This is a genomic window from Pantoea sp. GD03673 (genome assembly GCF_029844725.1).
In the GTDB taxonomy this organism is placed as follows: Bacteria; Pseudomonadota; Gammaproteobacteria; order Enterobacterales; family Enterobacteriaceae; genus Pantoea.
Map to the genome: position 1 here is coordinate 111,868 of NZ_JAOCKJ010000005.1, position 26,182 is coordinate 138,049.

Sequence of the window (26,182 nt, forward strand, 5' to 3'; positions counted from 1 at the left end):
CGCTAAGACAGACGATCCCTTTGTGTTAAATGTTATAGCAAAATTAGATCAAGGTTTGATTTTTTTAGCTCAAAGCGCTTAACAAATGCAGTAATACGACATTTTATGAGGGATTAAAGGACGTTAAGCGCACCGCCGTGTGCCCTTAACGCCGGAAGGCAGGATTTGTGAATCAGCAGCTAATAAGTTCGCCCTCCGAGCGTTGCTGTTGCCAGCCGCTGATATTTATCTCAGTAAACTGCTCAGCGGTTAAAAGCGGCGTATGACTTCGCACGATGACCTCTGCCCCTTTTTCACGAAATGTCGCCATAAAAAAGGGAAAGGTAAATTTTGCATAATTGTCATTAAAGAACGCTTCGTTTAAAACAATCCCCGAAAAAGGAAAGGATTCCAGCAGTCGCCAGTCTGCACCCGGCGGCGCAAAATCATAAAGCCAGAAATCAAATTTCTTTGTTAATTCAAGCAGTGACGCGCGATGTGAAGCCAGACTGGAATAATTAATCCCAATCCGGATTCGCGCATTCTGTAAATGCGAATAAGCGTCGGGTACCGCAATCATTCCCTGTAATCGTCTGTCATCGACTGGAATAATCATTAATGCTGCTTCAGTAGCGATTTGATTGTGTAATGAAATAATGTTGTTTGTATTAAGTGTATTGCTGCTTTCCTGATTTTGCTGAAGATAAGGCACGCTATAGCAAATGCCAGAGACATTATGCTTAACGTGATGGATAGGTTCAGTAACATAGGGGTTATATAAACTGTTTTTCATTATCTCTATGAAATGCAATAAAAAAGAATTTGTTGATAATTCATCATATAAAAAGTCGCGCTTTTTTAAACGCGTGAATAAATATAGATCATCTCCTTAATGCAAATCATCCTTTTGTTGCAAGATAAAGTAAATAAACCCATTAGCAAAGAGATCATAATTCCTTTGGCGTCTGATGATGTGCTGGAATATATTCAATAGTCGGGACCAATAGGCTGGTAATAGTCAGGAGTGGTCGGACGCGCCAGTGCCGGACAGGTCACGTCGGGTTGTGCAGGGAGCCGGGGCGGGTGCCGCAGTCATTCAGGACTCATCCGGTCTGTTAATTTAACCTCGTCAATTACCACACCAATAACACCGCGCAACGATGCGGGTTTCCTCACCTGATTTGGGATAAGACATGGGATTTATGGCATCGGCAGCGGAAGAGTCGCTGTGGCGGCATCGGACGTTTGTCGCTTTCTGGCTGGCGCGCACCTGTTCATCATTTGGATTTCAGATGTTCTCAGTGGCGATCAGCTGGCAGATCTATGCGCTGACCAACAGTGCAATGGCGTTAGGGATGATTGGCCTGATGCAGTTTCTGCCATCAGTGTTGCTGGCGCTACCGGCGGGTCATCTTGCGGATCAGTATGACCGGCGGCGCATTGTGCTGTTGGGTCAGCTGGTGGAATTTGCTGCACTGGTGGCATTAGTGGTGCTTACCTTATTCCATAACGCTGATAAGACCGCGTTGTGGGGCCTGGTATTCATGATTGCGGTGGCGAAGGCGCTGGAGTGGCCTGCGATGTCCTCAATGTTGCCGTCGCTGGTGCCGCCCTCAATTCTGGCGCGCGCAATGGCGATGAACTCGGTAGGAGGGCAGGCAGCGGTCATCGTCGGGCCGACGATTGGCGGGCTGCTTTATGTGGCCGGGCCGCATGTCGTGTATGGCGTGTCCGGACTGTTTTATCTGATTTCACTGACGCTGGTGAGTCTGCTGCGTTATGCGCATCCGGTGCAGACCCGCTTGCCGATGAACATGAAGAATCTGTTTGCCGGCATTCACTTTATCCGTGAGCGCAAAGATGTGCTTGGGGTGATTTCGCTCGATCTGTTTGCGGTGTTGCTGGGTGGCGCGACGGCGCTGCTGCCGATTTTCGCCAAAGATATTCTGCACACCGGGCCGTGGGGATTGGGGATGCTGCGCGGTGCGCCGTCAGTGGGGGCGTTGCTGGTGGGCATCTGGCTGAGCCGTCACAAGCTGGACAGGCATGTCGGGATGATTATGTTTGGGTCGGTAGCGGGCTTTGGCGTTGCGACGCTGGTATTCGCACTGTCCACACAGCTGTGGCTGTCGCTGGTTGCGCTCTGTGCGCTGGGCGGTTTTGATATGGTGAGTATGGTGATCCGGGGGGCGCTGGTGCAGCTGGATACACCGGATACCATGCGCGGGCGGGTGAATGCGGTTAACGCGATATTTATTAACACCTCCAATCAGCTGGGTGAGTTTGAGTCGGGATTGCTGGCGGCCTGGATGGGGGCGGCACCCGCAGCAGCGATTGGCGGCATCGGTACGCTGATTGTGGTGGCGTTATGGATGAAGTTGTTTCCGCATCTGCGGCGGCGTCAGAAGCTGGAGAATGAAGGGGATCCGGTTTAGCACTGGCGTTGGGTTTGCCAGCAGAAAGTTGTGCGGTAAGTGGGGGCGCTGGCGCAGGGTGTATCAGCCAGCTCAGAACCGGCGTTGTAACTGGCCCGAAGGCCAGTACAAGGAAGCTACCAGTCATACTGCCATTTCGATCCTGGGGTCAGAGGGGGGCCGACCCGCAGGCGGGAACCATCAGGCCCCGGATTTTCCCAGGTTGGCGTCAAATGTTAGCCAGCTTTCACGCATATCCACTACGCTGCGGGTTTTGCGCGCCTCATCGATTTTTATGGCGGTGAGGCCCGCTTCCAGCGCGTCCACGACAGAAACTTTCAGCGGTGTTCCCTGTTTAATATGTTTTACGATCTCTTCTGCCATCAGTGCATCTGCGCCGTAATGGCCGTCATAAGCATTGCCGCCGTAGGCGGTATCGACCTCTTTCTCGCCGCTACGTGCGTTATGAACGCGGAAGTAGTTACGCACGAAGTCGCCTTCCGCCATGCCGTCGGTGCCCATTACACAGAAACGGCGGAACTCATCCGGTACGTTCAGGTTGGCATGGAAAGCGAGGGTTGCGCCGCCTTCGTACTCAATCAGGGCTGTCTGGTAGTCGACGATATCAGCGTCGCTGTCGAACACCGCATCGGTACCCGACCAGCCGCTTGGCTTCACATGATAGAGCTCTGACTCTGCGGTGATAGCCCCCTGTGGCGCATGCGCGGGGGTAAAGGATTTTCGGCCACCAAAGCTGGCAACGCGGATCGGGCGCTGCTGCAACAGACCCTGATAGAGATCGATGTCGTGACAGCACTTCTCCAGAATGTAGGGGCCGGCATATTTTTCCAGACGTCGCCAGTCACGCTGGAAGAATGCGCCGTGGTAAGGCTTGATGTGTTCTGTCGCCTCAATTGAGGTGATCTCACCCAGCTGACCGGCATCACGCGCCGCCAGCAGATCGTGATAGAGCGGGGAATAGCGCAGCACCAGACCGACCAGAATGCGCGCCTCGCCATACTGTCGCACCAGCTTCGCCATCTCCATGGTCTGCTCTTCATTAATCACCACCGGTTTTTCGGTAAACACGGTGTAACCCGCCGCCAGCGCCTGACCCACATGCTCCAGATGCAAAAAGTTGGGTGAGCCAACCAGCACCACATCCATTCCGCCATGCTCCAGCAGCGCGTCAATGGAGGCAAAGGCCTGGCCGGGTGCGATACCAAAGCTGTGCAGATTAGGCAGTCCGGCGGGGGCCGGATCGTAATAGCCCACCACTGAGAAGGTGTCGTCGGCGTTGCTGAACTCTTTGATCACGTGGGACAGACGAAAGCCGAGACCGATAATGCCTACTTTCATGTTAAACCCCTGCTCCTGAAATCGGACAATGCATAGCCTGCCTGTGATCGGGCGCGGCTGTTGATAATCTGACCACCAACTTATTACGACAGAAAAACTAATGTCAATAAGGCGCTATGCGTTTTGCGGGTGCGTTTTTGTTATCCTTATGTAAATTAAATAAAAATCTTAAATATGTTTTTGCCATATTTATTTGTTATTGCGATTTAAGTTTTTTTATCCTATCGTTCGCTCATTATGGCTATAACCCAAAATCGGGAAGGATGCGCGTGCAACCACACTATCTCCTTGGCATTGATGGCGGCGGTACACAGTGTCGCGCGCGGCTAACCGACCTGCAGGGTCACGTTCTGGCGGAAGCCACAGGCGGGCCAGCCAACGTCTGGTCCGATTATGACGCGGCGCTGATCTGCGTCGGGCAGCTGATTGATCGGGTATTGTTACAGGCGGGACTGGCCCCTGAGGCTCTGGCGCAGACGGCGCTGGTTGCCGGATTAGCGGGTGCCAATGTCGCCTCAGTGCAGGCGCGGCTTGCCAGCTGGCAGCCTGCCTGCGCGGCATTCCAGGTGGTCAGCGATGTGGAGATTGCCTGTGCGGGTGCGCACAGCGGCGCACCAGGCGCTGTTTTTATCATCGGCACCGGCAGTCAGGGAGCCGCCTGGGATGGCGAGCGCTTTACGCTGCTGGGCGGCTGGGGCTTTGCCCTGTCAGATCAGGGATCAGGCGCGGAGCTGGGTCGTCGTGCGCTGCGTCTGGCGCTGCTGGCCCATGAGTCAATCCTGACGCCGGGTACTCTGACCCGGCAGCTGATGGCGCAGTTCAGCGACAGCCCTGAAACCATGCTGCTCTGGACCCGTAGCGCGGCACCTGCCGACTGGGCGCGCGTGGTACCACAGATTTTTGCGGCCGCTGACGCAGGCGACGGTCACGCACAGGATTTGCTGCAGCAGACCGCAGCCGATATCGGCCTGATGGTGCGCCGTCTGATTGCGCTAAGCAGCGGACCTGTCGCGCTGATGGGGGGCCTGGCCACGCCGATTCAGCGCTGGCTGGACGACGATATTCAGGCCAGGCTGGTGGTGCCGCAGGGCGATGCCCTGAGCGGGGCGCTGACACTGGCGCAGCAGCTGATGCCTGCCGATTACCGATTTCAAGCTGGCTGAGCTGCCTCAGCCAGATAACCCGAGGAATCTATGACCGCTCCCAACGTAACCGCACGCATTCTGCGGTTGATTGTTGAAAATGCACCCATCAGTCAGTCAGACCTGAAAGTTCGCAGCGGACTGAGCATGTCGACCGTCTCACAGGCGACCAATCGCCTGCTGGCACAGGAGATTGTGCAGGAGCTGGGGCTGCGTCGTGTGTCGATGGGGCGGCCAAAAACCCTGCTGGGACTCAATCCCGATCGCGCCAGCGTGATTGGCATCCAGCTCAATGCGGAACGCAACCTGATCGTCATGACCGATCTCAGCGGTAATCTGCTGGGCGAACAGCAGATGCCGAAAGGGACTCTGACGCCACGCCAGCTTGGCGATGCGCTGGCGAAGTTCCTGCGCGGCGTTGAGGAGAAACGGGTCGGGGCGATTGGCCTGGCGCTGTCGGGTCTGGTCGATGCCGAAAACGGCTACTGCATCCGCTCCAAAGTGCTCGACTGGGACAACGTCCCGATTGCGCGACTGCTCGAAGAGCGCTTTTCGCTGCCGGTTTTTATTGAAAACGACGCCAACGCGATGGCGATGGCGGCGCTGGTGTTTGGTCAGCTTGGCAACGCCCAGTCAGCCGTGATCGCTACCTACGGCAAAGGGATCGGGGCGGGCATCATCCTGAATCGTCAGCTCTACCGCGGTCGTCACGGCAAAGCGGGGGAGATTGGCAACGGGCGGGTGGGCGACGGCTCGCTGCGTCTGCTGGAGGATGTCGCCTCATCACGCGCCATTCTTGAAAAGCTGGCTGAACAGGAACCGGTGGACGGCCTCACGTTGCAGGCGCTGGATCAGCGGCCTGCCCCCGAGGTGCTGGCGGTGCTGGAAGAGGCGGGACGCGAGCTGGGCATTTCACTGGCGAACCTGTCTGTGGCCTACGATCCGGATGTGGTTTATCTGGCGATGGAGCCGCACATGGCGTCACGCATTCTGCTCGACCACATCACCCAGAGCTTCCAGGCTTACCGGCTTAAACTGACGCCACATATGACGCCGCTGCAGTTCCTGACGGAATCGAACCGCATGTGGGCGCTGGGCGCGGCGGGTTTTGCCGTTAACCGGCTGCTCGATCTGCTGGCGGCGCAGGCCGACGAAGAGCCGGTGACCTGAATCACCTCCAGAATAAAAAACGGGCGCCGCAGCGCCCGTTTTTGTTTCCCCGCGCTTCCCTTAGCGCAGGCGCAGTCCCTGCTCATCAAACAGCAGGCAGTGCGCGGCAGAAAAGCCCAGTTCAACCTGCGTACCCAGATCGCGCGTGGTCGCCTCGCGCTCTTCCACCACCAGCATCTGCTCACGCCCGATATCCAGGTAGAGGTAATTGGTGTGCCCAAGCATCTCGCCGTAGGCCAGCTCGCCGTGAAAGCGTAAAGCGTCCGGCGTCTGCGCGGCTGGCTGGAAATGTTCAGGACGGATGCCCAGCGTCACGGTTTGCCCCTCGCGGCAATCGGCGGCGATTTTCAGTACCAGCCCCTCAATCTTCAGTTCCGGCACCCGCAACTGCACTTCCCCCTCGCCCGTCGCGCTGATTTCCGCCCGCAGGAAGTTCATTTTTGGCGAACCGATAAAACCGGCCACAAACAGGTTATCCGGGTCGTGATAGAGCGTCAGCGGTGCGCCAACCTGCTCAATGCGGCCCTGACGCAGCACCACAATGCGGTCAGCCAGCGTCATCGCCTCCAGCTGATCGTGGGTAACGTAAATCATGGTGTTGCCGAGCGAGGCGTGCAGCCGGGCAATCTCAATCCGCATCTGCAGGCGCAGCTCGGCATCCAGGTTAGAGAGGGGTTCATCGAACAGGAAAATACGCGGATGACGGATAATTGCCCGCCCAATTGCCACGCGCTGCCGCTGCCCGCCTGAGAGTGCGCGTGGCAGGCGATCGAGCAGTTCGGTGAGATGCAGACGGTCGGCCGTCCGGGCAATCGCCTCGTTGATTTCCGCTTTGGGCTTTTTCATCACTTCCAGCGGATAGGCCAGGTTACCGCGCACCGTCATGTTGGGGTAGAGCGCATAAGACTGAAACACCATGGCGATGCCGCGCTCGGTGGCAGGCTGCCGGGTCATGTCCTGCTCTTCAATCAGCAACTGCCCGCTGCTGATCTCCTCCAGTCCGGCGATCATCCGCAGCAGCGTCGATTTACCGCAGCCGGATGGCCCGACAAACACCACAAATTCACCGCTGTTAATCGTCAGATCGATGCCATGAATGACATTCACGTGTTCATATGACTTCTTCACATTCTGCAAACGCAGGCTGGTCATCGGCTACCTCACTCAGAGTAACTGGCCCATGTAGATGGCGTTGCTGCGCAGGATCGGGGTAAACCCCATGCGCGCATAGAAGGCACAGACCTGCTCGTTCTGCAGGCTGACGCCGAGATGGACACCGCTGACGCCCGCCGCCCGCAGCGCCGCCAGCTCATGCTCAATCATCCGTCGGCCCCAGCCGCCTTTCTGCGCTGCGGGCAGCAGATTGATATGCAGGTGCGCGGGCCACTGCGTCACCAGGTTCTCAGCGGCCTGGTCCGGATGGCGTATTGCGTCGAGCACTTTGCTGTCGAGCGGGGCGCTGGCGGGGCGATCGCGGTATTTCTCCTGCAACAACGGCCACCATTCGGCCTGGAGCTGTGCTTCAAACGCACGGGTATCGGGTGCAGCGACCACATAACCCTGGACCTCCCCGTCCCGCTCCAGCACAAAGGCGAAGTCAGGCGCGAAGCGTGCATAGGGCACGGCAAAACGCTGGCCGGGATAGTCAGGATCGGAGTAGAGCGTGCGGGCATCGCCGCCCGCATCGGCTGTTTCCAGGCAGATGCGGTAGAGCGCCGGAAAGTCCGCCAGCGTGGCCGGACGAATGACACCTTGATTCGCCATGGTGAATTCTCGTGAGTGAGTGAACCGGTCAGGGATTGAACAGATCCGCAGGTGAAAGTTACGTTAATGAAAGTGGACTTAGTTTTCAAGATAGAATAATTACCTTATCGCACTAACGCAGGCGGTTCGGCAACGTTTACCGGCATCGGGATGCACAACTGTGATCGCCAGCACGCCCGCAGGGCGGCGGCCGGAGGCGGATCCACGGCCAGTGAAAAGAGAAAAGTGTGAGCGTGATAGGATTTTCGTATGCTTTATCAGGACGTTATTCTGCGATGATCGCGCTGGCATCTCCTGCTACCGAAAAAGCTATGGGCGACGTGCCGTGACAGGTATTGGCATAAAAGCCAGCGGGCTGTGCTGCCGTTCGCGTCATATTGCTGTTTATTTGCGCGTGCTCACAGCATTGCAATTCCGCCTGCAGGCTGTTTGACTTTATTTTTTTATTAAAGTAAGTATGAGTGAGTGCGTTTGTGTGCGGCTGCAGCCTGAAGGATGTCAGGCGGTGAGATGAAAGGATGCCGATCCTGGTCTGAAGAAGGTGAGCATAATGTCTGTTTCCTCCGTTCGTTCGTTCCGAATTCGCAATGTGGGTCGGCTGCTGGCAGCAGGCCTGCTGGCGGGCAGTCTCTCTCATGCCGTCCACGCCGCTGTCACTCTGAATGAGTGGGATATCTACAACTACCCGGAGCAGACTGCTGCGGTGGATGAAGGAATTAAAGCGTTTTCACAGCAGAATCCCGGCATCGTGATTAACCGCTCTGTTCACTCCTTTGAAGATACCCGTATTCCGCTGAAGCTGGCGCTGACCGCAGGAGATGGCCCGCAGATCGCGCAGGTCAACCAGGGGGGCGGTGATATGGGCTCGCTGGTTAAAGATAAGCTGCTGCTGCCGCTCGACAGCTATGCCGCCAGCAATGGCTGGACCACCCGCTTCCCGGACTCGATTCTGAAACGTAACCGCTGGTCAGACAGCGGCGAGTTTGGCAGCGGCAAGCTGTATGGCATCGCCAGCCTGGGCGAGATGGTGGGGCTCTATTACAACAAAGCGCTGCTGGATAAAGCCGGTATTGCGGTGCCGAAAACGCTGGCTGAGCTGGAAAGCGCCATGGCGAAGCTGAAACAGCAGGGCACCGCGCCGATGATGCTCGGCCTGCTGGATGGCAACATGGGCCAGCAGCTGCTCAGCACCCTGTGGCAGGCGCAGATTGAGAGCCACGACCGCAAGACGCTGGATAATCTGATTTACGATGTGGGCGGCACTTTCAAAGACAGCAAGCTGGTCAATGCCGCCACCATGATGAAGAGCTGGACCGACAAAGGGTACTTCTTCCCCGGCTTCCAGGGCATTGGTCACGACGATGCCGCGACACTGTTCCAGAACGGCCAGGCCGCCTTCCTCGTGAGCGGCACCTGGTATCTCGGCCAGTTTAAAGACAACAAAGATATTCACTTCGCTGCGATGCCTGCCGGTGACGGTGTGAAGCAGCCGCTGATGGTGGGCGGCACCGATCTGGCGTTCTCTGTCACCAGCACCGCCAAAGGCAAAGAGCAGCAGGATGCTGCGGCGAAGTTCATCAACTATATGGTCTCTGATGCCATGGCGGACCGCTGGCTGAAGGTGGGCTTCCTGCCCGCCAGCACCAACAAAGCGGCCAAAATGCCAGCGGATAATCCGCTGCTGGCAGAGGCGTATCAGGTCTGGCTGACGCTCAATGATTACGATGGTCTGGGTCACTATGTGGACTGGGCGACACCGACGATGAATGCCGAGCTGAACCAGAACGTCCAGCTACTGCTGGCGGGTCGTCAGACCGCCGATCAGATGGTGGTAAATTTTGATAACAACTATCAGCGTTACCTCAAAACACTGAAGCATTAAGCCGGAGGCCCGGCGAACAGCCGGGCCTGAGCATCGTTATGAACCACGAGTAGGGCTATGTTGAATTTAAGCGGCTGGCGTAATTTTCTCTATGTGCTGCCTGCGGTGCTGGTCTATGCGGTGTTTCTGCTATTCCCGCTGCTGGCCTCGCTGGGCATCAGTTTTACCGAGTGGGACGGGACTTCGCTGCCGGTATTCAGTGGCGTCAGCAACTACCTGCGAATGTTCAGCGATCCGGTATTCTGGATTGCGCTGGGCAATAACGCCATCCTGATGCTGTTCTATACCCTGCTACCGATCGGCGTCGGCCTGCTGCTCTGTAGTTTTCTGTATGACACGCGCAACAACAGCGAACGCAGCGTGCTGCGCATTCTCTTTTTCCTGCCCTACATCATGCCGATGGCGGTGCTGGGCGTGGTGTGGCGCTGGCTCTACAACCCGGCGTTTGGGCCGATCGACCAGATCTTACGTGCGATTGGCCTGCCACAGCTGGCGCTCTCCTGGCTGGGTGATTTTACCTGGGCGCTGCCTGCTGTCGGGCTGGTCGCTACCTGGTACTTCTTCGGTTTCTGCCTGGTGCTCTTTATGGCGGGTCTGCAGCGCATGGATCCCTCTCTGCTGGAAGCGGCGGATCTGGATGGCTCGTCACGTCGCCAGAAGTTTATGCGCATTACACTGCCTGGCCTGCGGCCCGAGCTGCGGATTGCGCTGCTGCTGACGGTGATCGCCAGCCTGAAAGCCTTTGATCTGGTCTATGTGATGACGCAGGGCGGGCCGGGCACCTCCACCATGGTCACCAACATCTTCATGTATAAGCAGGGCTTTGACCTGCACTACTTTGGCTACGCTTCGTCGGTGGCGGTGTTCAGCATGATCATCGTTTTAGGCATTAACTATCTGATCCATCTGGCCTTAAAGGAGCGTTACTGATGCGAAGCACGCCGGTAATTTCACGCGCGCTGATCTGGATCGTGGCGCTGATGACGATTCTGCCGTTTCTGATGGCGCTGATGACATCGTTTAAAACCCAGATGGAGCTGTTTCAGGGGGTTTTCACGCTGCCCGCTTCGCTGAATTTCAAAAACTACCTGACCGCCTGGCAGCAGGGACACTTCAACGTCTACTTCCTTAACTCGGTGCTGGTGGTGATCCCGGTGGTGCTGTTCAGCGTGCTGCTCGGCATTCTGGCCGGATTCGGGTTCGCCGGGCTGAAGATCCCCGGCAAAAAAGTGATTGGGGCGATGCTGGCACTGGGCATGGTGCTGCCGAGTGAAGCCTTTATCATTCCGCTCTATCACGAGCTGCGCTGGATGGGGCTGACCAACACCTATCTGGCGCTGATCCTGCCGCAAATCGCCCTGTCGCTGCCCTTTACCACGCTGATGATCGCCAGTGCTTTTCAGCAGGTGCCGAAAGAGCTGGTGGAGGCGGCGGTAATGGATGGGGCGTCGCGGGTCAAAATTCTGTGGGGCATTCTGGTGCCCGCCATCTGGCCGACCCTGTCGACGCTGGGGCTGCTGCTGTTTATCTGGACCTGGAATGAGTTCCTGATCCCCCTGATTCTGGTCAACAAGGATGAGCTGCGCACGCTGCCCATTGGCATGATGTTTTTCCAGAACAAAAACACCATCGACATTCCGGTGCTGATGGCGGGCGCGATGATTGTGATTATGCCGCTTATCGTGGTGTTCCTGATTTTCCAGCGCAAGTTTATCAGCGGCGTTACCGAAGGCGCTGTGAAGTAATGTGTGACGTTCCGCACGAAACGGCGCACTGGCGATCAGACGAAGGTTTGCCAAGCCGCCGCGTGCTGAAATTCCTCTTCCTCAATCCTGCGGGAGACGCATGATGCACCTTTCCCTTGCTGATTTTCACCCTGTCGCCGATGGCGAAACCCTGGACACCGCCGTGCTGCAACGCGCCCTGGACCAGATTGCGGCGGCGGGCGGTGGTCGTCTGACCTTGCCAGCCGGGCGTTATCGCAGCGGCTGCCTGAATCTGCCCTCTGATGTTGAGCTGCACCTTGAAGCGGGTGCGGTACTGATCGCCAGTCATCGGCTGGCCGACTACCAGGCCGTGCAGGCGCTGAGCTGTGCTGAGAAGTCCCACAACGTGCTGCTTTATGCGCTGGGCCAGCGCAATATCACCATCAGCGGCACCGGGTGTATTGATGGCGAGGGGGACGCCTGGTTTGCTGCTGAACGTGATGAGCAGGGCTATCGCCTGCCGCGTGCCGACCGGCCGCGCATCATTGTGTTTGAAGATTGCGAGCAGGTGACGCTGACCGCCTTTACCATCGTGCAGGCACCGATGTGGACAGTGCATCTGGTGAGTTGCCGCCATGTTCACATCGACCACCTCACCATCGACAACGCCATGACCATGCCGAATACCGATGCCCTCGACATCGACAGCTGCGAAGCGGTGTTTGTCAGCAACAGCTACCTCAGCGCCGCCGATGATGCCATCTGCATCAAAACCACCCACAAACCGGCCGCGCTGCGGCGTCCGGCACGGCAGATTATGATCACCAACTGCCTGCTGCGCAGCTACAGCTGCGCCTTTAAAATCGGCACCGAAACCTGGGATGATGTGGAAGATGTCACGGTAACCGGCTGCACTATTTTTGATTCGAACCACGGCATTGGCATTCTGTCACGGGACGGCGGCGCGATGCGTCGTCTGCTGTTCAGTAATCTGACCTTTGCCTGCCACCACGCGCCACCCTGTCACTGGGGCAAAGCCGATCCGCTGCATATTTCGGTGCGCCGCCGCGATCCCGCGATCACGCCCGGCAGGGTGGAGCAGGTGCAGTTCAGTAACATGACGGGTGTGGCGGAAGGGGCGATTAACCTGCATGCGGCAGAGCCAGGCTGGATACGCGATGTGGTGATCAGCCAGTTGCAGATGCGGCAGACCGTGGCGCAGGTTGCACAGGGGCATTACGACGTGCGACCGCCCTGTAATCCGGACTCGCCGACCGGCATGGGGCTGGATAACGCCTACCGGCTTGACCCGAAAACCGGTGAAGCCTTTGGGGTAGAGCGTTATCCCGGCGGACTGCCGGGCCTGTTCGCATCCGGGGTAGAGAATCTGCAACTGCACAGCCTGGTGATATCACGTCCGGCGCCGTTGCCGCCAGGCTGGCACCCTGAGTGCGTGGTGCAGTTGCCAGCGTGATTTACAGCGCGGCGGCGATGGCTGCACCGAGCTGTTCGGTGCTGGCGCTGCCGCCGAGATCGCGCGTCAGATGCTGGCCCGCCGCCAGCGTGCGTTCAATCGCCTCTAACACGGCATCACCCGCCGCTTTGTAGCCAAGGTGCTCCAGCATCATCGCTCCGCACCAGATCTGCCCGATGGGATTGGCGACGCCTTTGCCAGCGATATCTGGTGCAGAGCCGTGAACCGGCTCAAACAGGCTGGGGAACAGGCCTTCCGGGTTGATGTTAGCCGAGGGCGCAATGCCGATGGTGCCGGTACAGGCCGGACCCAGGTCGGAGAGGATATCGCCAAACAGGTTGCTGGCGACCACCACATCAAACCAGTCCGGGTGCAGCACGAAGTTAGCGGTGAGAATATCGATGTGATATTTATCGACGCGAACCTCGGGGAACTGACCGGACATGGCTTCGACGCGGCTGTCCCAGTAAGGCATGGTGATGGCGATGCCGTTAGATTTGGTGGCGGAGGTCAGGTGCTTCTTTGGCCGGCTCTGCGCCAGCTGATAAGCAAACTTCAGGATGCGATCGACGCCGGTGCGCGTCATCACCGTTTCCTGAATCACCACTTCACGATCGGTGCCGGGGAACATCGTCCCCCCCACGCTGGAATATTCGCCTTCGGTGTTTTCGCGCACCACATAAAAGTCGATATCGCCGGGCTGACGATTTGCCAGCGGTGCTTTGACGCCGGGCATCAGTCGCACCGGACGCAGATTGACGTATTGATCGAACTCCCGGCGGAACTGCAGCAGCGAGCCCCAGAGTGAAACGTGGTCGGGCACCACGTCAGGCCAGCCCACCGCACCAAAGTAAATCGCATCAAAGGCTTTCAGCTGCGGGAACCAGTCGTCAGGCAGCATTTTGCCATGCTGCTGCCAGTAGTCGGCACTGGCGTAATCGAACCACTCCCAGCGCAGCGGAATGTTGAATTTCTCTGCGGCCGCATTCATTACGCGGACGCCTTCCGGCATGACTTCTTTGCCAATGCCGTCGCCAGGGATGACGGCAATACGGTGAATTTTGTCAGTCACAGGGTACCTTTCCGGTTGATGTTCGAATTGTGTACGCAGTATAACTGTCGATTCCGGGGAAATAATGAGCCTGAAAGGCAATCCATTGTTGAATCAAAGTAGAGAATCCCGCACCTCCACCGATGACTTAGCCTTTTTTGTCCGTCTGGCCGCGCTGGAGAGTCTGACTGCGGCGGCGCGCGAACTGGGACTGTCACTGGCGGCGGTCAGCAAGCGTCTGAGTCAGCTGGAGCAACGCCTTGGCGTGCAGCTGCTGCGCCGCACCACGCGACGGCTGGAGCTGACGCCCGAAGGCCGCCGTTATCTGGCTGGCGCACGTCCGTTGCTGGATCAGCTGGCGGCACTGGAAGAGGCGGTCAGCGGTGAAACCGCCCAGCTGCGCGGCACACTGAACATCAACGCTTCATTTGGTTTTGGTCGTCGGCATATTGCGCCCTGCGTTTCGGCCTTTGCCGCACTGCATCCGCAGCTCTCACTGTCCCTGTCCCTCAGCAGCCAGCCGCTTAATTTTCTGGATGCGCACATGGACATTGATATCCGCGTCGGCGAACCGCCGGACTCGCGGCTGGTGGCACGCAAACTGCGCACCAATCCGCGCATCCTCTGCTGCTCACCTGCCTATGCTGCCCGGCACGGTCTGCCCGCTACGGTGCGCGATCTGGCGCAGCACAACTGTATTCTGCTGCGCCAGCACGACAGTGATTTTACCCTGTGGCGGCTGACCAGCGGCGAACAGAGCATCAGCCAGAAAGTGCGTGGCAGCCTGATCACCAATGATGGCGAAGTGGCGATGCGGCTGGCGATGGATGGGCATGGCATTCTGCTGCGTTCCTGGTGGGACGCACAGCACAGCCTGGCAACAGGCGAGCTGCTGGCGGTATTGCCCGACTGGCAGGCACCCGATGGCGATATTTTTGCGGTCTGGCAGGCGCAGCGCCAGCTGCCCGCGCGCATCACCGCGTTTGTGGCGTTTTTACAGAATTCGCTTCAGTCGGCTGATTAATTGAATGTCGTGATGAGGCTGGAAGCAGGCGAGCCTGCGGATAGCCAGCCTGCAGGATTAAACTGATTCGATCAGTTCAGGGCGCAGCGGCGTTTACAGCGTTTTTGCTGATGCGTATGATTCTCATTCTTTTTTATTTCGGGCAAGCCGCCGCGCTGCGGCCAGCCGGGAGTAGCAGGTCGCAGAAGGAGTTAAGCATGAAAGCGTTGTTCAGCCCGCGTAACGCGGCACTCGCACTGGCGGTCGTCACCACCTTCGGCCTGACCGCGTGCCAGACCACGGTGAAAAAAGCGGATAGCGGCGGCTCCGTCGTGATGCAGCCCTCCAGCCCCGATAATCTGATCGAGCGCGAGCTGGGCGAAGGGCTGTATGAGATGGCCTATCTGCCCGCGAAAAATGCGCTATATGTTGCCAGCGCCCAGGGCTTCAAAGATGTCAGCGGCGGGATGATCTATCGTCTGGATGCCACTACGCTGCAGAGCACCGGCGCAGGCCACTTCGATCTGAAAAACTTTGGGCTGATCAGCGAGCCGGACGGCAGCGCGCTCTACGCTACCAACTCCCTGGATGGCGGTATCTCTAAGATCGATCCGGAAAACGGTAAGGTGCTGAAGCGCCTGATGTTTGACGATAAAAACGAGAAGGGATTGCCGGTTGGCACGCGTGAAATCTTTCTGCATGACGGACTGCTTTATGTTGGCGGCACGGGCGACCCGGGTGTGATCTGGGTGGTCGATGCCAAAACCCTGACGCTAAAAACCCGGATTAAAAATGCCGGGAAGTGGGTCACAGGCATTATCTTCTCGCCGGTCAGCGACCGGATTTACGCGGCGAACGGCAGCGGTGAAATCCTGGTGATCAATCCCCGGAATCACAGGATCGAGCAGCGCCTGACGGCAGGTGACGGGCAGGATTATCTGTTCCTGAACATGGCTGAAGATCCGGCAACCGGACGCCTTTTTGTTACGGATGATTCTAAAGCGAAAAATACCCTGGTGTTTGATGAGCGCAGCGGCAAGGTCATTAAGCGTCTGGATACGGGCGATTCAATGGGGATTAAGTTTAACGGCAAGCGCAACGAGATTTACATCAGCCAGCGTGAGTCGAAGAAGGTGCTGCAGCTGGATGGTGCGACCTATGAAGTGAAAAACAGCTGGTCGTTTGACAGTCATCCCAACAGCCTGCTGGTTTCACCAGACGGGCAGACACTGTTTGTGACACTGAAGCAGGGCTTCAATGACGATAACAGCAGTCAGGGGCTGGATGGCGTAGCGCGTATTACCCTGCAATAAAAAAAGGCGGCATCGCTGCCGCCTCTTCAGTTACTTATCAACACCCTGTACCAGCACCACGCGGTAGTTCGCGCCTTTCAGGCGGTGGGCTTTGGCAGCCTGATATTCCGGGCTGTCATACCAGGCGTGTGCGGCTTCGCGGGTCGCGAATTCCAGAATCACCACGCCTTCCGCTTCCTGTCCTTCCAGCGTTTCCAGTTCGCCATAAAAGGCGAGCGGGGTGATCTGATGATCGCCGCGTGCCTGACCCGCTTTCTCAGCGTAGATGGCCATTTCGTCCTGGTTCAGGGTGTTATCACGAATAAATACAACGTATGCACTCACAGTTCTCTCCTTAAGCTTTTTTATCCTGGGTTTGGGTATCAAAGTCAGCGGCATCATGACGCTCATGCAGCTGATCGGCCGGGTCGCCCATGACGCGGTTGACCTTGCGGCCACGAATGACGGCAGGGCGCTGTGCGATCTCTTTCGCCCAGCGCACGACATTTTTATAGGACTGCACATCCAGGAATTCGGCAGCGCCATACTGATCGTTCAGCACCATGTTGCCGTACCACGGCCAGGTGGCGATGTCAGCGATGGTGTAGTCATCACCAGCCAGATAGCGGTGTTCGGCCAGCTGACGATCCAGCACGTCGAGCTGACGTTTCGCTTCCAGGGTGAAGCGGTTGATGGCGTACTCGATTTTTTCGGGCGCGTAATGATAGAAATGGCCGAAACCGCCACCGAGGTAAGGCGCAGAACCCTGCAGCCAGAAGAGCCAGTTCAGCGTCTCGGTGCGGCCTGCAATATCCTTCGGCAGGAAATAGCCATATTTTTCCGCCAGATAGAGCAGGATGTTACCTGATTCAAATACGCGAACCGGCGGCGTTGCCGAGTGGTCGCTCAGTGCCGGAATTTTTGAGTTGGGGTTCACGTCGACAAAACCGCTGGAGAACTGATCGCCGTCGCCGATACGGATCAGCCAGGCGTCATATTCAGCATCGTTGACGTTAAGCGCCAGCAGCTCTTCCAGCAGGATGGTGACTTTCTGGCCGTTAGGCGTGCCGAGCGAATAGAGCTGCAGCGGGTGTTTGCCGACCGGCAACGCTTTTTCATGGGTGGGACCAGCGAACGGACGATTAGTTTTAGCGCCGTTACCTTTGGCTTCAGGGTCCCAGGTCCAGACGTTTGCGGGCTGATATGCATTTTCCGACATAATGAAAGTTCGCCTTATGGTGTGGTATTGGTCTGGAGTGTAGCAGGTGCTGCAAAGGCGGTTTAACTCTGCTGGCTGCGAGAGGGGGGCTGCAGGGGGCTGATGCCAGGCGGGCAGCGGCACAGGAGAAAAGTGAATAAAAGTGTGTCAGACGGGGCGTTTTTTGGCCTGAACGGACCTGACCGTGCAGTCACCGCGACTGCACGGCAGGCAGATTTACAGCAGTTCGCGCTCGATCAGTTCGCGGGTTTCAATCGCCTGCACCTTCATCTTTTCCGGGTAGCCAAACAGTGACGCCGCAATAATCGGTTCTCCGCCCACTTTATGGGTGCGGGTGGCAAAGCCAGTGTCGCGCAACGTTTTGAAAAGCGTGTCGAAGTCGACTTCGCCTTCACCCACGCCGACGTGCTGGTGAATGGTGGCATCTACGCCTGGCGGGTTAACGATGTAGCGGCAGTGTTTAGTGTGGTTCATGGTATCGGCGATCAGCATGTGCGACAGATCATCACCGGCGTACTCCAGCATCGGCTTCACATCACCTTTGCCTTTGTCATAGAAGAAGGTGTGCGGTGCGCTGTAGATATACTTCACGTTATCGCTGCGGAACGATTTCACGATATCCACGGTTTCGTTGTTCTCTTCGCAGAAATCCCACGGATGGGCCTGGATTTCGACGCGGATGCCTTCGCGTTCGATAATGGGCAGCAACTCTTCCATCGAACGATAAAACATCTCTTCACAGATTTCCGGTTCGTTAGGCGTGCCGGAGAGCTCGGTGTTAATCACCTGCACACCCATTTCGACGGCAATCTCAATCATTCGCTTCCAGTTCTTCACTGCCGCCTGACGGCGTAATTCATCCGGGCCGGACCAGCGATACACCACGATAAACGAAGAGATCTCCAGCCCGGTGGCGCTCAGCGCATTTTTATACTCGGTGATGATTTCACGGCTGGCTTTGGGATGTTTATAAAACGGGTTGATCTGCGGATGCGGCGACTGTTCGATATATTTGTAGCCCCAGTCGGCCACCTGATGAACCATACGGGTGATGCCTAAGTCTTTGATCACATCCACATCAAAAGCGATTTTCATCTTTCTGCTCCGGGCACATTAAGGTTGCTGTTCTTCGTTAAAGGTCACGCCGATCTGCTGCCTGACATTGTCCATGACGGCCAGGGTGATAATCGCCTGATCAAGCGAATGGACAGGCGAATCGATCAGGTTCTGGCCGACGCACCAGGCAAAGTGGTTAATTTCATGACAGAGCTGCTCATAGCGGCTGGCAGGCTCCTGCCACTGCAGGCGGTGACGCCGATCGCTGGACGTGAGCGTGAAGTGACCGGGTGCATAGAACTGGCCCGCCAGCTCCAGCGTGGCATCGCGACCGGCAATTACCGCGCTGCCAGGCGTGTTGCTGAACAGAGTGGTGTTCAGCACCGACTGCATGCCGTGCTGATGCGTAAACAGCATTGACGTCTGACCGTTGACGCCGCCATCCGGGACGGGCTGACCACGGGCGATAATCGACTCAGGCGCACCGCCGCTCACAAACACACTGAGCGCCACCAGATAACTGCCGAGATCGAGCATCGGACCGCCCGCCAGAGCGGCATTGAAAATACGGTGATCCGGGGTGAAAAACTCCCCATGATCGGCAATCAGGGTGTGAATATCACCGAGCGCGCCATCCTCCAGTAATTGACGGATGACGTCATACTTCGGCGCGAAGTTGCACCACATTGCTTCCATACAGAGCAGGCTGGCGGCAGCGGCGGCCTGTTTAAGCTGAGTGGCCTGCTGCGCATTCAGCGCCAGCGGTTTTTCTACCAGCAGATGCTTTCCGGCGGCAATCGCACGCAGGCCATCGGGAAAATGGTGGTTATGGGGTGTGGCGATGTAGACCGCATCCACATCTTCCCGCGCCAGCAGCGCATCGAGGCTGCCTGTGGCATGGCCGATTGACCATTTGTCGGCAAAGGCCTGCGCTTTTGCCGGGTCACGCGCAGCTACCGCCGTGATCTGCTGCTGGGTGTGCTGGCGCAGCGCATGCGCAAAATGGTCGGCGATCCAGCCTGGCCCGATAATGCCCCAGCGCAGTCGCGGAACCTGGCGGGCATCGGTTATGCGTGGAGCCGGAAGCGTTGATGGGAACATAATTTTTCCTTTTTACGAGCAGGCTGGAGGGGTCAGGACTCCACTATAGAAAGCCCGCCGTCGCCGCTCTAACCTTTTGATGAGGTGATTCCATCAACCGGATCGGCGCGGGATTTTTATCCGTTTTAGCAAATGAACGTTTTAATGAGAATGCAGGAGGAAATGAATGTTTCATTTTGAGAGGAAGATCAAAATTAGCGGTGGTTTTCTATCAAAAAAATGAGAGGAAAAGGCTGTGGCGCGATAAAGTAGTGCGGTTTTAAACAGCAGAACATGAAATAAGTTACGTGGAAGGCAACATTGGCTGAGTAAGCTTTGAACGGTAATTCTGACTTCAAAGGTGAAAGCAATGATCACCACGCTACTGTGCCAACCGTCATTTCGTTTTCTGAGCGATGACCTAAATTACCGTCAGACCCTGGCAGAGCACCGGCAACGAGCAATGCTTACCGCGCTGCGCTTATTTACTACACCCCCTACTGCAGCCAGCATCAGTTAGCAACTGAAAAGGCGACGTTCAGAGATATCGCAGCATACATCTGCCTTTAATTACCCGGAATGCAGCATCCTGCGGCAAGTTCAACGCTTCAGCTACGCCTGTGGTTTGATTACCTGATTTATATGGACGTAATTTGCCTGAACCCTTTGCCGCGTTCAGGCCGGGGAGTGGTTCCCCGTGTCGTGAAGCCGCTGCGTATTCCTGACGATGCGCAGTGGCAGTCTTTTCTCTTTCACGCCGCCGTTTCACCGCTTTGTCATGGTGGGAGGGGCAGGTCAGTCCGAATCTAAGATCCTCAACCACGCCCGCCCGGAAATTAAAAAACAACCATTATGTTCACGTATGGCCGTCTTTTGTCGTTCATATTTCCTGAATAATGACTAATCAATCAGGCTGGCATCACGTGTTCTAAAACTCTTCGTCTATCAGAAAACGTGGCTTAAAACATTTTTTCATCAGCCAGACTGAAAGACTTAATTCAAGAGAAACATCCTGCAACATCTATTTACTTAAAATGACCTTCTCAAGGGGGTAGGTTTACATAGAGCAGGAGTTAAACCCGGCTGAGATTATCCTTCTCTGACCTTCTTTAACGTGACAGTTAAATGGAATTTAAATGTTCAGAATTCATTTCATCGGCATCGTTTTTTTTATATCCCTGACATCCTTTTCCTGTGATGTCCGGGCCGGGATAGATATTCCTGATGCAAAGCCCTTCGGAAACGATGCCACTATCCTAATAAAAGGAGATACCCTTTTATTTGACGGCCTTATCACCCGGCAATCTGAGAAAAAACTGGTCGGATTACTGCGCCATGCTGACATTAAAAACTTTTCAGTTAACAGCATGGGGGGTGATGTTGATTCCGCTATTGATATCGCAAAAATCATCTACGAAAGAAAAATAAATATTATCGTACGTACGGTGTGTGCTTCAGCATGTGCTAATTATATTTTCCCGGCAGGCCATAAAAAACTGCTAGGTGAAAACTCTTATCTGCTGTGGCATGGCAGCGCTAACAGCCCCGCCGGGCAGTTGCTGATAACGTCTGATGATAAAGAGATATCCCGGAACGATTTTATCAGGCTTCCAGCATTCGTAAGAATAAAAAAAAGGGAAAAGGATTTTTATCAAAAACTAAACATCAATCCCAGGCTGCCATTCTGCCCGCAGCTTCAGGACGACTATCTGATTAATTTTCCGGAAAAGTGGTTTTCCTACACGCCAGAAGATTTAGAAAAATTTGGAATTGAGAACATCTCATATTCCATTTCAGCCTCTCATTGGGTTAGTTCAATGAGAAATAAGCACGTTATATTTGCCAGTTACTGTAAACAGGAGTGAAGACAATGCGTGAGTTATCAGCACATGAAATGAATGCTGTTGCGGGTGGTTTTTCAATTGGCAGTTGCTCAGTCGGAGCATCGTATTCTTCATCACGGGATGGTCACGGAGGATCGTCGACCTCAATGAGTGTGCATGCCAGCTGCGGTTTAAATGCCCTGACGGAAGCCGCGCGAGGGCTGATCCCTGAAAGCAGGGCATCAATTCGACGTTACCGCGAAGAGGTTCCGTTCATACCCGATGAGAAAGCCATACTGGAACAGGATGCAGAGAAGGTAGAAAGGACTCTTACAAAATTTGCTACAACACCTGAAGGATGATTTTGAATACCCTATGCATAATGGAGTATACCGGTCTTATAGTTTCGATATTAGGGTGCCAATGAGGTAACAGTAACGGTAACAAATAGCTCATATACTTCATAAATATCATTCAAAGAAAGGAAATGCCGTATGAGAACGCCTGATTATCCTTCCCGTGATTCTGATAAATGGGCACATGTGGATGCCTGGTTTGCTGAAAAGTTTGCCCCTGAAGGCGTTGAGTTAAAAAACGCACTTGCCAATAACAAAGAACAAGGGCTACCAACACACGATGTCTCTGCTTTACAGGGAAAAATGCTGGCCATATTCATTAAAATGACCAGTGCTGTCCGTATTCTTGAGATAGGAACTCTTGGGGGTTATAGCACCATCTGGATGGCCAAAGCATTACCCCAACATGGAAGCGTAACGTCCATTGAATTTAATGAACATCATGCGGAAGTTGCGCGTCAGAATATAATACACGCAGGCATGACTGATCGTGTTGAGCTTCATACTGGTGCTGCCCTTGATGTCCTGCCCACTCTAAAAGCACCTTTTGACCTTATCTTTATCGATGCCGATAAGGTGAATAACCCTCGTTATCTGGAATGGGCTTTGAAGCTATCTAAGCAAGGTACTGTAATTGTGGGAGATAATTCGGTACGCGGCGGAAGTGTGATAGATTCAGATAGTGAGGATCCAAGTGTCAAAGGACTTAGAGAGTTTGTCCGGATGATTTCAGAGGATGAGCGGCTTGAAGCTACTGCAGTGCAGACTGTAGGTGAAAAGGGATGGGATGGTTTCGTCTTAGCGATTGTTAAATCAGCATAGTTATCCATCTTACTATGAGATGATCCAGCCGCCGTCAGGCGGTTTTTTTCATCATTGCTTAGTGTGGTCAACGCCCCCGCTTCCTAAGGTTTTTGACATAAAACTTATGACTTCATAGTGACCCCATTTTTTCACAGGCATTGATGGCAGCAGTCGTGCCTGGCGATTATTGTCGGCACTTAAAGTTTAAAAAAATTTAGTACATTCTCCATTCACATAAAAGCGTAGCCGTCAGCTAACGCAACCGGAAGAGGCAGGGAGAAGGGTGATGTCAAAAGTGACGATGACTGCCATTGCGCAGGCGGCGGGCGTGGGTGTGGCGACGGTGGATCGGGTGCTGAACCGCCGTGCGCCGGTGCGCAGTGTGACCGAGCAGAAGGTTCTGGCGGCGGCCCGCGAGCTGGGCTATCGCCTGACGCAGGCACACAGCCAGACACCCGCCATCCTGGCGGAAGCCACACTCCGCGTGAGCTTTATCCTGCTGCCTGCACGTTATTCGTTTTATCAGCAGCTGGGCGAGGCGCTGAAACAGCAGCTTAAGGCACAGCAGCCACAGGGCAGCGAACCTGAATTCTGCTGGCATGACATTCACGAGGTGGAAAGGGTCGCGCATTCCCTGCGTCAGCTGGCACAGCGCAGCGACGTGATTGCCCTGGTGGCGCTGGACCATCCGCTGATTCGCCACGCAATCCAGGATGTGTCACGGCTGGGCGTGCGGGTTTACGCGCTGTTCTCAGATTTCTCGCCCTGTGAACATGCCGGATTTATCGGCATTGATAATCAGAAAGCCGGGCGCACGGCGGCCTGGATGGCACAGCATCTGCTGCGTGAGCCGGGATGCGTGGGCGTGCTGCTGGGCGATCACCGCTTTACCTGTCAGGAGAGCAGTGAAATCAGTTTTCGCTCCTACCTGCGCGAGTCGGGCATCAGCCAGCGGGTGCTGGAACCGCTGAAAACGCATGAGTCGGGCGACGGGGGCTATCAGGCGACCCGTCAGCTGCTGGAAGCCCATGATGATCTGGTCATGATTTATGCGCCCTGCGGTGGCATTGAGGGCGTGGTGCAGGCGCTGCGTGATAGCGGACGCACGCAGATTGATCTGCTGTGCCACGGTCCGCTGCCCGGCGATGAGCTGGCGCTGATTGACGGCACCATTACGCTCATGCTGCGCCACCGTATTGATGCGATGGCAGAGGCGGTAATAGCGGCCTGTCTCAACAGCCGGATGGACCAGCCAGACCATTTTTCACAGGTGACCGTGCCGTTTGAGATCGTCACGCGTGAAAACCTGTAAGAAGAACAGGTTAACTGATATTTGATAAAAACCTATCATTTATCGGAATTTCTAAACGCGATCTCTATCAAAAAATGAAACTTTCATTGTTGTGTGAGATGAAATTTTCATTTGATACTGCCAGCAGATTTCATTGCACAGGCAGATATCATGACCTTTCATATTGCGAATGCGCCCTGTAGCTGGGGCGTGGATGATCCCGCTAATCCCTTTCTGCCGCCGTGGCAGAAAGTCCTGACCGAAGCCGCACAGGCTGGCTACCCCAGCATTGAACTCGGCCCCTGGGGCTATCTGCCAACGGATTCCACCGAACTGACCCGGCAGCTTAATGCACACCAGCTTTCGCTGGTGGCAGGCACGATTTTTGACGATCTGGTGAGCGAGGCGCATTTTCCGTCGCTGGTGGCGCTGACTCACAACCTGTGCCGGACGCTGGCCAGCGTGCCTGTCGCCACCCGAACACCGGGAGCCAGCGCGCCTTATCTGGTGATTATCGATTTCGGCAATCCGGAGCGGGCGAAATATGCCGGTCAGTCTGAAAAAGCGCCACGGCTTCCGGCTGATGACTGGCAGCGCATGATGCAGCACATCACCCTGCTGAGTGAGATTGCCTGGCAGGAGTATGGCGTGCGGCCAGTGATTCATCCGCACGCGGGTGGCTGCATTGAATTTGCCGATGAGCTGGCACAGCTGGTCAGTGATATTCCCCATCAGGTCGCCGGTTTATGCCTGGACACTGGTCACCTCTATTACGCCGGAATGGACCCGGTTACCTCGCTGGAGCAGTACTGGTCGCGCATCGATTACCTCCATTTTAAAGACGTTAACCAGCCGATCTGGCGTGATGCCCTCTCTCAGGAACTCGACTTTTTCACTGCCTGTGCACAGGGGGTGATGTGTCCGCTGGGGCAGGGCGCAATTGACTATCCGGCAGTGCGCAGGCTGCTGACTGAGCGTGACTATCAGGGCTGGATCACCATCGAACAGGAGCGTGATCCGCGCCATGCCGACACCAGTCTGCGGGATGTTAAAGCCAGCCTGGACTATCTCCGATCAACAGGGTTCTGAGGACAACACTATGATTAACGGTAAAAAAGCAGTTAACCGCTCGCTGCGCTGGGGCATGATCGGCGGCGGCGGAACCAGCCAGATTGGGTATATCCATCGCTCGGCGGCGCAGCGTGACGGCAATTTTGCACTGCTGGCGGGGGCGTTTGATATCGATGCCGCGCGCGGGCGCGAGTTTGGTCAGTCGCTGGGTGTGGCACCGGAACGCTGCTATCCCGATTACGCCAGCCTGTTCGCCGGGGAAGCCGGGCGCGAAGATGGCATTGAAGCGGTATCGATCGCCACACCTAACAATACCCATTTTGCCATTTGCCGTGCGGCGCTCAATGCCGGGCTGCATGTGGTGTGCGAAAAGCCACTCTGTTTCACGGTTGAAGAGGCCGATGAGCTGGAGCAACTGAGCCGGGAGAAGCAGAAGATCGTCGGCGTCACTTACGGTTACGCCGGGCATCAGCTGATCCAGCAGGCCAGAGAGATGATTGCCGAAGGGGTACTGGGTGAGATCCGCATTGTGAACATGCAGTTTGCTCACGGCTTTCACAATGAGGCAGTGGAACTACAAAGTGAAAGCACCCGCTGGCGGGTCGATCCGCGTTTTGTCGGGCCGAGTTACGTGTTAGGCGATCTGGCAACGCATCCGCTGTTCATCGCCGAAACGATGATGCCGAAGCTGAAGGTGACGCGTCTGCTCTGTTCGCGCCAGAGTTTTGTCGCCTCGCGTGCGCCGCTGGAAGATAACGCTTTTGTGATGATGGAATATGACAACGGTGCGGTGGGCACGCTCTGGGCGTCAGCGGTCAATGCCGGATCGATGCATGGGCAGAAAATTCGGGTGGTCGGTTCGAAAGCCAGCCTGGAGTGGTGGGATGAGCAGCCGAACCAGCTGCGTTACGAAGTGCAGGGTGAACCGGTGCGCATTCTGGAGCGCGGCATGGGCTATCTCAGCCCGCGTGCGCTGGAAGAAGATCGTATCGGCGGAGGCCATACTGAAGGGTTATTTGAAGCCTGGTCGAATCTTTATCGCCGCTTCGCGCTGGCGATGGATGCCACCGATCGCCGCGACACCGCATTCCTGGAAGACTTCTGGTATCCCGACGTGCATGCCGGATTAATGGGCGTGCGCTGGGTGGCGCAGTGCGTGAAATCAGCGGATGCCGGAGCGGTGTGGGTCGAGGGGTGATGTGACATCTTTAAAAGCAAAAACCCGCCAGAGGCGGGTTTTTTAAAT

The 26,182-nt window shown here is 55.9% G+C and carries 24 protein-coding genes; 15 read left to right on the forward strand and 9 right to left on the reverse strand.

Translation table 11 applies throughout. The features are described 5' to 3' along the window. Positions 1-172: 172 nt before the first annotated feature. Entirely contained in the window at positions 173-772 is a 600-nt protein-coding gene (locus tag N5J69_RS10870) for a hypothetical protein (RefSeq protein WP_279770260.1), read from the reverse strand. A 400-nt stretch (positions 773-1,172) separates the two neighbouring features. Here N5J69_RS10870 and N5J69_RS10875 point away from each other — a divergent pair, with 400 nt between their 5' ends. After that, the gene (locus tag N5J69_RS10875) at positions 1,173-2,414 is read left to right on the forward strand and encodes an MFS transporter (RefSeq protein WP_279770262.1); all 1,242 of its coding nucleotides are present in this window, start codon (positions 1,173-1,175) and stop codon (positions 2,412-2,414) included. 180 nt (positions 2,415-2,594) lie between these two features. Here N5J69_RS10875 and N5J69_RS10880 read toward each other — a convergent pair whose 3' ends face one another. Continuing rightward, positions 2,595-3,752, reverse strand: coding sequence for a Gfo/Idh/MocA family oxidoreductase (locus tag N5J69_RS10880; RefSeq protein ID WP_279770264.1), 1,158 nt, complete (start codon positions 3,750-3,752; stop codon positions 2,595-2,597). Positions 3,753-4,021: 269 nt separating this feature from the next. Here N5J69_RS10880 and N5J69_RS10885 point away from each other — a divergent pair, with 269 nt between their 5' ends. Together N5J69_RS10885 and N5J69_RS10890 are read left to right on the forward strand one after the other, a co-directional pair. Then, on the forward strand, positions 4,022-4,915 hold the full coding sequence (locus N5J69_RS10885) for a BadF/BadG/BcrA/BcrD ATPase family protein (RefSeq protein WP_279770266.1): 894 nt from the start codon (positions 4,022-4,024) through the stop codon (positions 4,913-4,915). Positions 4,916-4,945: 30 nt separating this feature from the next. Next, positions 4,946-6,064 (forward strand): ROK family transcriptional regulator, encoded by a 1,119-nt coding sequence (locus N5J69_RS10890; RefSeq protein WP_279770268.1) that lies wholly within the window; start codon positions 4,946-4,948, stop codon positions 6,062-6,064. Between the two features lie 60 nt (positions 6,065-6,124). On the opposite strand, the gene N5J69_RS10895 is transcribed toward N5J69_RS10890, so the two are convergent. Further along, positions 6,125-7,216, reverse strand: a complete 1,092-nt coding sequence (locus N5J69_RS10895) for an ABC transporter ATP-binding protein (protein ID WP_279770269.1) — start codon at positions 7,214-7,216, stop codon at positions 6,125-6,127. 12 nt (positions 7,217-7,228) lie between these two features. Further along, positions 7,229-7,828 (reverse strand): GNAT family N-acetyltransferase, encoded by a 600-nt coding sequence (locus N5J69_RS10900; protein ID WP_279770271.1) that lies wholly within the window; start codon positions 7,826-7,828, stop codon positions 7,229-7,231. Between the two features lie 550 nt (positions 7,829-8,378). Between N5J69_RS10900 and N5J69_RS10905 the strand changes: the two genes are divergently transcribed. From N5J69_RS10905 to N5J69_RS10920, 4 genes are all read left to right on the forward strand, one after another. After that, on the forward strand, positions 8,379-9,710 hold the full coding sequence (locus N5J69_RS10905) for an extracellular solute-binding protein (protein WP_279770272.1): 1,332 nt from the start codon (positions 8,379-8,381) through the stop codon (positions 9,708-9,710). Between the two features lie 57 nt (positions 9,711-9,767). Then, a complete protein-coding gene (locus N5J69_RS10910; RefSeq protein WP_279770273.1) occupies positions 9,768-10,640 on the forward strand; it encodes a sugar ABC transporter permease in 873 nt (290 codons plus the stop codon). Continuing rightward, positions 10,640-11,455 (forward strand): carbohydrate ABC transporter permease, encoded by an 816-nt coding sequence (locus N5J69_RS10915; protein ID WP_279770274.1) that lies wholly within the window; start codon positions 10,640-10,642, stop codon positions 11,453-11,455. The genes N5J69_RS10910 and N5J69_RS10915 overlap by 1 nt, the downstream gene beginning before the upstream one ends. A 103-nt stretch (positions 11,456-11,558) precedes the next feature. Then, positions 11,559-12,890: a glycoside hydrolase family 28 protein gene (locus N5J69_RS10920; protein WP_279770659.1), complete on the forward strand. Its 1,332-nt coding sequence runs from the start codon at positions 11,559-11,561 to the stop codon at positions 12,888-12,890. 1 nt (position 12,891) lies between these two features. Here the strand turns inward: N5J69_RS10920 and N5J69_RS10925 are convergent, their stop codons facing one another. Next, positions 12,892-13,962, reverse strand: coding sequence for a tartrate dehydrogenase (locus N5J69_RS10925; RefSeq protein ID WP_279770276.1), 1,071 nt, complete (start codon positions 13,960-13,962; stop codon positions 12,892-12,894). A 64-nt stretch (positions 13,963-14,026) separates the two neighbouring features. Between N5J69_RS10925 and N5J69_RS10930 the strand changes: the two genes are divergently transcribed. Both N5J69_RS10930 and N5J69_RS10935 read left to right on the forward strand, forming a co-directional pair. Continuing rightward, the gene (locus N5J69_RS10930) at positions 14,027-14,965 is read left to right on the forward strand and encodes a LysR family transcriptional regulator (protein WP_279770277.1); all 939 of its coding nucleotides are present in this window, start codon (positions 14,027-14,029) and stop codon (positions 14,963-14,965) included. Positions 14,966-15,162: 197 nt separating this feature from the next. Then, on the forward strand, positions 15,163-16,257 hold the full coding sequence (locus tag N5J69_RS10935; protein ID WP_279770278.1) for a YncE family protein: 1,095 nt from the start codon (positions 15,163-15,165) through the stop codon (positions 16,255-16,257). Positions 16,258-16,287: 30 nt separating this feature from the next. Here the strand turns inward: N5J69_RS10935 and N5J69_RS10940 are convergent, their stop codons facing one another. The 4 genes from N5J69_RS10940 to N5J69_RS10955 all read right to left on the reverse strand — a co-directional run bounded on the left by N5J69_RS10940 (position 16,288) and on the right by N5J69_RS10955 (position 19,612). Beyond that, positions 16,288-16,581: a DUF1330 domain-containing protein gene (locus tag N5J69_RS10940; protein ID WP_279770279.1), complete on the reverse strand. Its 294-nt coding sequence runs from the start codon at positions 16,579-16,581 to the stop codon at positions 16,288-16,290. Between the two features lie 10 nt (positions 16,582-16,591). After that, positions 16,592-17,455 carry a glutathione-dependent disulfide-bond oxidoreductase gene (gene yghU, locus N5J69_RS10945; RefSeq protein WP_279770280.1) on the reverse strand — a complete coding sequence of 288 codons (864 nt, stop codon included), beginning with the start codon at positions 17,453-17,455 and terminating at the stop codon, positions 16,592-16,594. A 216-nt stretch (positions 17,456-17,671) separates the two neighbouring features. Next, the gene (locus N5J69_RS10950; RefSeq protein ID WP_003855643.1) at positions 17,672-18,550 is read right to left on the reverse strand and encodes a sugar phosphate isomerase/epimerase; all 879 of its coding nucleotides are present in this window, start codon (positions 18,548-18,550) and stop codon (positions 17,672-17,674) included. Between the two features lie 18 nt (positions 18,551-18,568). Then, positions 18,569-19,612 (reverse strand): Gfo/Idh/MocA family oxidoreductase, encoded by a 1,044-nt coding sequence (locus N5J69_RS10955; protein ID WP_279770281.1) that lies wholly within the window; start codon positions 19,610-19,612, stop codon positions 18,569-18,571. A gap of 1,115 nt (positions 19,613-20,727) precedes the next feature. On the opposite strand from N5J69_RS10955, the gene N5J69_RS10960 reads away from it, so the two are divergent. The 6 genes from N5J69_RS10960 (at position 20,728) to N5J69_RS10985 (ending at position 26,134) form a co-directional block, all read left to right on the forward strand. Next, entirely contained in the window at positions 20,728-21,456 is a 729-nt protein-coding gene (locus N5J69_RS10960) for a hypothetical protein (RefSeq protein WP_279770283.1), read from the forward strand. Positions 21,457-21,461: 5 nt separating this feature from the next. Next, entirely contained in the window at positions 21,462-21,776 is a 315-nt protein-coding gene (locus tag N5J69_RS10965) for a hypothetical protein (protein ID WP_279770284.1), read from the forward strand. A gap of 132 nt (positions 21,777-21,908) precedes the next feature. Then, a complete protein-coding gene (locus tag N5J69_RS10970; protein WP_279770285.1) occupies positions 21,909-22,592 on the forward strand; it encodes an O-methyltransferase in 684 nt (227 codons plus the stop codon). 268 nt (positions 22,593-22,860) lie between these two features. Then, the gene (locus N5J69_RS10975; RefSeq protein WP_279770287.1) at positions 22,861-23,886 is read left to right on the forward strand and encodes a LacI family DNA-binding transcriptional regulator; all 1,026 of its coding nucleotides are present in this window, start codon (positions 22,861-22,863) and stop codon (positions 23,884-23,886) included. Between the two features lie 150 nt (positions 23,887-24,036). Beyond that, on the forward strand, positions 24,037-24,954 hold the full coding sequence (locus tag N5J69_RS10980) for a TIM barrel protein (protein ID WP_279770289.1): 918 nt from the start codon (positions 24,037-24,039) through the stop codon (positions 24,952-24,954). Between the two features lie 10 nt (positions 24,955-24,964). After that, complete coding sequence (locus N5J69_RS10985; RefSeq protein WP_279770291.1) at positions 24,965-26,134, forward strand: Gfo/Idh/MocA family oxidoreductase; 1,170 nt, start codon at positions 24,965-24,967, stop codon at positions 26,132-26,134. Positions 26,135-26,182: the final 48 nt, after the last annotated feature.

Excerpts from the sequence above, each read along its gene's own strand:
- N5J69_RS10935 (WP_279770278.1), top strand. The coding sequence starts at position 15,163 with ATGAAAGCGTTGTTCAGCCCGCGTAACGCGGCACTCGCACTGGCGGTC.
- N5J69_RS10955 (WP_279770281.1), bottom strand. The coding sequence starts at position 19,612 with ATGTTCCCATCAACGCTTCCGGCTCCACGCATAACCGATGCCCGCCAG.
- N5J69_RS10875 (WP_279770262.1), top strand. The coding sequence starts at position 1,173 with ATGGGATTTATGGCATCGGCAGCGGAAGAGTCGCTGTGGCGGCATCGG.
- yghU (WP_279770280.1), bottom strand. The coding sequence starts at position 17,455 with ATGTCGGAAAATGCATATCAGCCCGCAAACGTCTGGACCTGGGACCCT.
- N5J69_RS10950 (WP_003855643.1), bottom strand. The coding sequence starts at position 18,550 with ATGAAAATCGCTTTTGATGTGGATGTGATCAAAGACTTAGGCATCACC.
- N5J69_RS10900 (WP_279770271.1), bottom strand. The coding sequence starts at position 7,828 with ATGGCGAATCAAGGTGTCATTCGTCCGGCCACGCTGGCGGACTTTCCG.
- N5J69_RS10910 (WP_279770273.1), top strand. The coding sequence starts at position 9,768 with ATGTTGAATTTAAGCGGCTGGCGTAATTTTCTCTATGTGCTGCCTGCG.
- N5J69_RS10980 (WP_279770289.1), top strand. The coding sequence starts at position 24,037 with ATGACCTTTCATATTGCGAATGCGCCCTGTAGCTGGGGCGTGGATGAT.
- N5J69_RS10965 (WP_279770284.1), top strand. The coding sequence starts at position 21,462 with ATGCGTGAGTTATCAGCACATGAAATGAATGCTGTTGCGGGTGGTTTT.
- N5J69_RS10915 (WP_279770274.1), top strand. The coding sequence starts at position 10,640 with ATGCGAAGCACGCCGGTAATTTCACGCGCGCTGATCTGGATCGTGGCG.
- N5J69_RS10890 (WP_279770268.1), top strand. The coding sequence starts at position 4,946 with ATGACCGCTCCCAACGTAACCGCACGCATTCTGCGGTTGATTGTTGAA.
- N5J69_RS10985 (WP_279770291.1), top strand. The coding sequence starts at position 24,965 with ATGATTAACGGTAAAAAAGCAGTTAACCGCTCGCTGCGCTGGGGCATG.
- N5J69_RS10975 (WP_279770287.1), top strand. The coding sequence starts at position 22,861 with ATGTCAAAAGTGACGATGACTGCCATTGCGCAGGCGGCGGGCGTGGGT.
- N5J69_RS10870 (WP_279770260.1), bottom strand. The coding sequence starts at position 772 with ATGAAAAACAGTTTATATAACCCCTATGTTACTGAACCTATCCATCAC.
- N5J69_RS10930 (WP_279770277.1), top strand. The coding sequence starts at position 14,027 with ATGAGCCTGAAAGGCAATCCATTGTTGAATCAAAGTAGAGAATCCCGC.
- N5J69_RS10895 (WP_279770269.1), bottom strand. The coding sequence starts at position 7,216 with ATGACCAGCCTGCGTTTGCAGAATGTGAAGAAGTCATATGAACACGTG.
- N5J69_RS10880 (WP_279770264.1), bottom strand. The coding sequence starts at position 3,752 with ATGAAAGTAGGCATTATCGGTCTCGGCTTTCGTCTGTCCCACGTGATC.
- N5J69_RS10960 (WP_279770283.1), top strand. The coding sequence starts at position 20,728 with ATGTTCAGAATTCATTTCATCGGCATCGTTTTTTTTATATCCCTGACA.
- N5J69_RS10920 (WP_279770659.1), top strand. The coding sequence starts at position 11,559 with ATGCACCTTTCCCTTGCTGATTTTCACCCTGTCGCCGATGGCGAAACC.
- N5J69_RS10970 (WP_279770285.1), top strand. The coding sequence starts at position 21,909 with ATGAGAACGCCTGATTATCCTTCCCGTGATTCTGATAAATGGGCACAT.
- N5J69_RS10905 (WP_279770272.1), top strand. The coding sequence starts at position 8,379 with ATGTCTGTTTCCTCCGTTCGTTCGTTCCGAATTCGCAATGTGGGTCGG.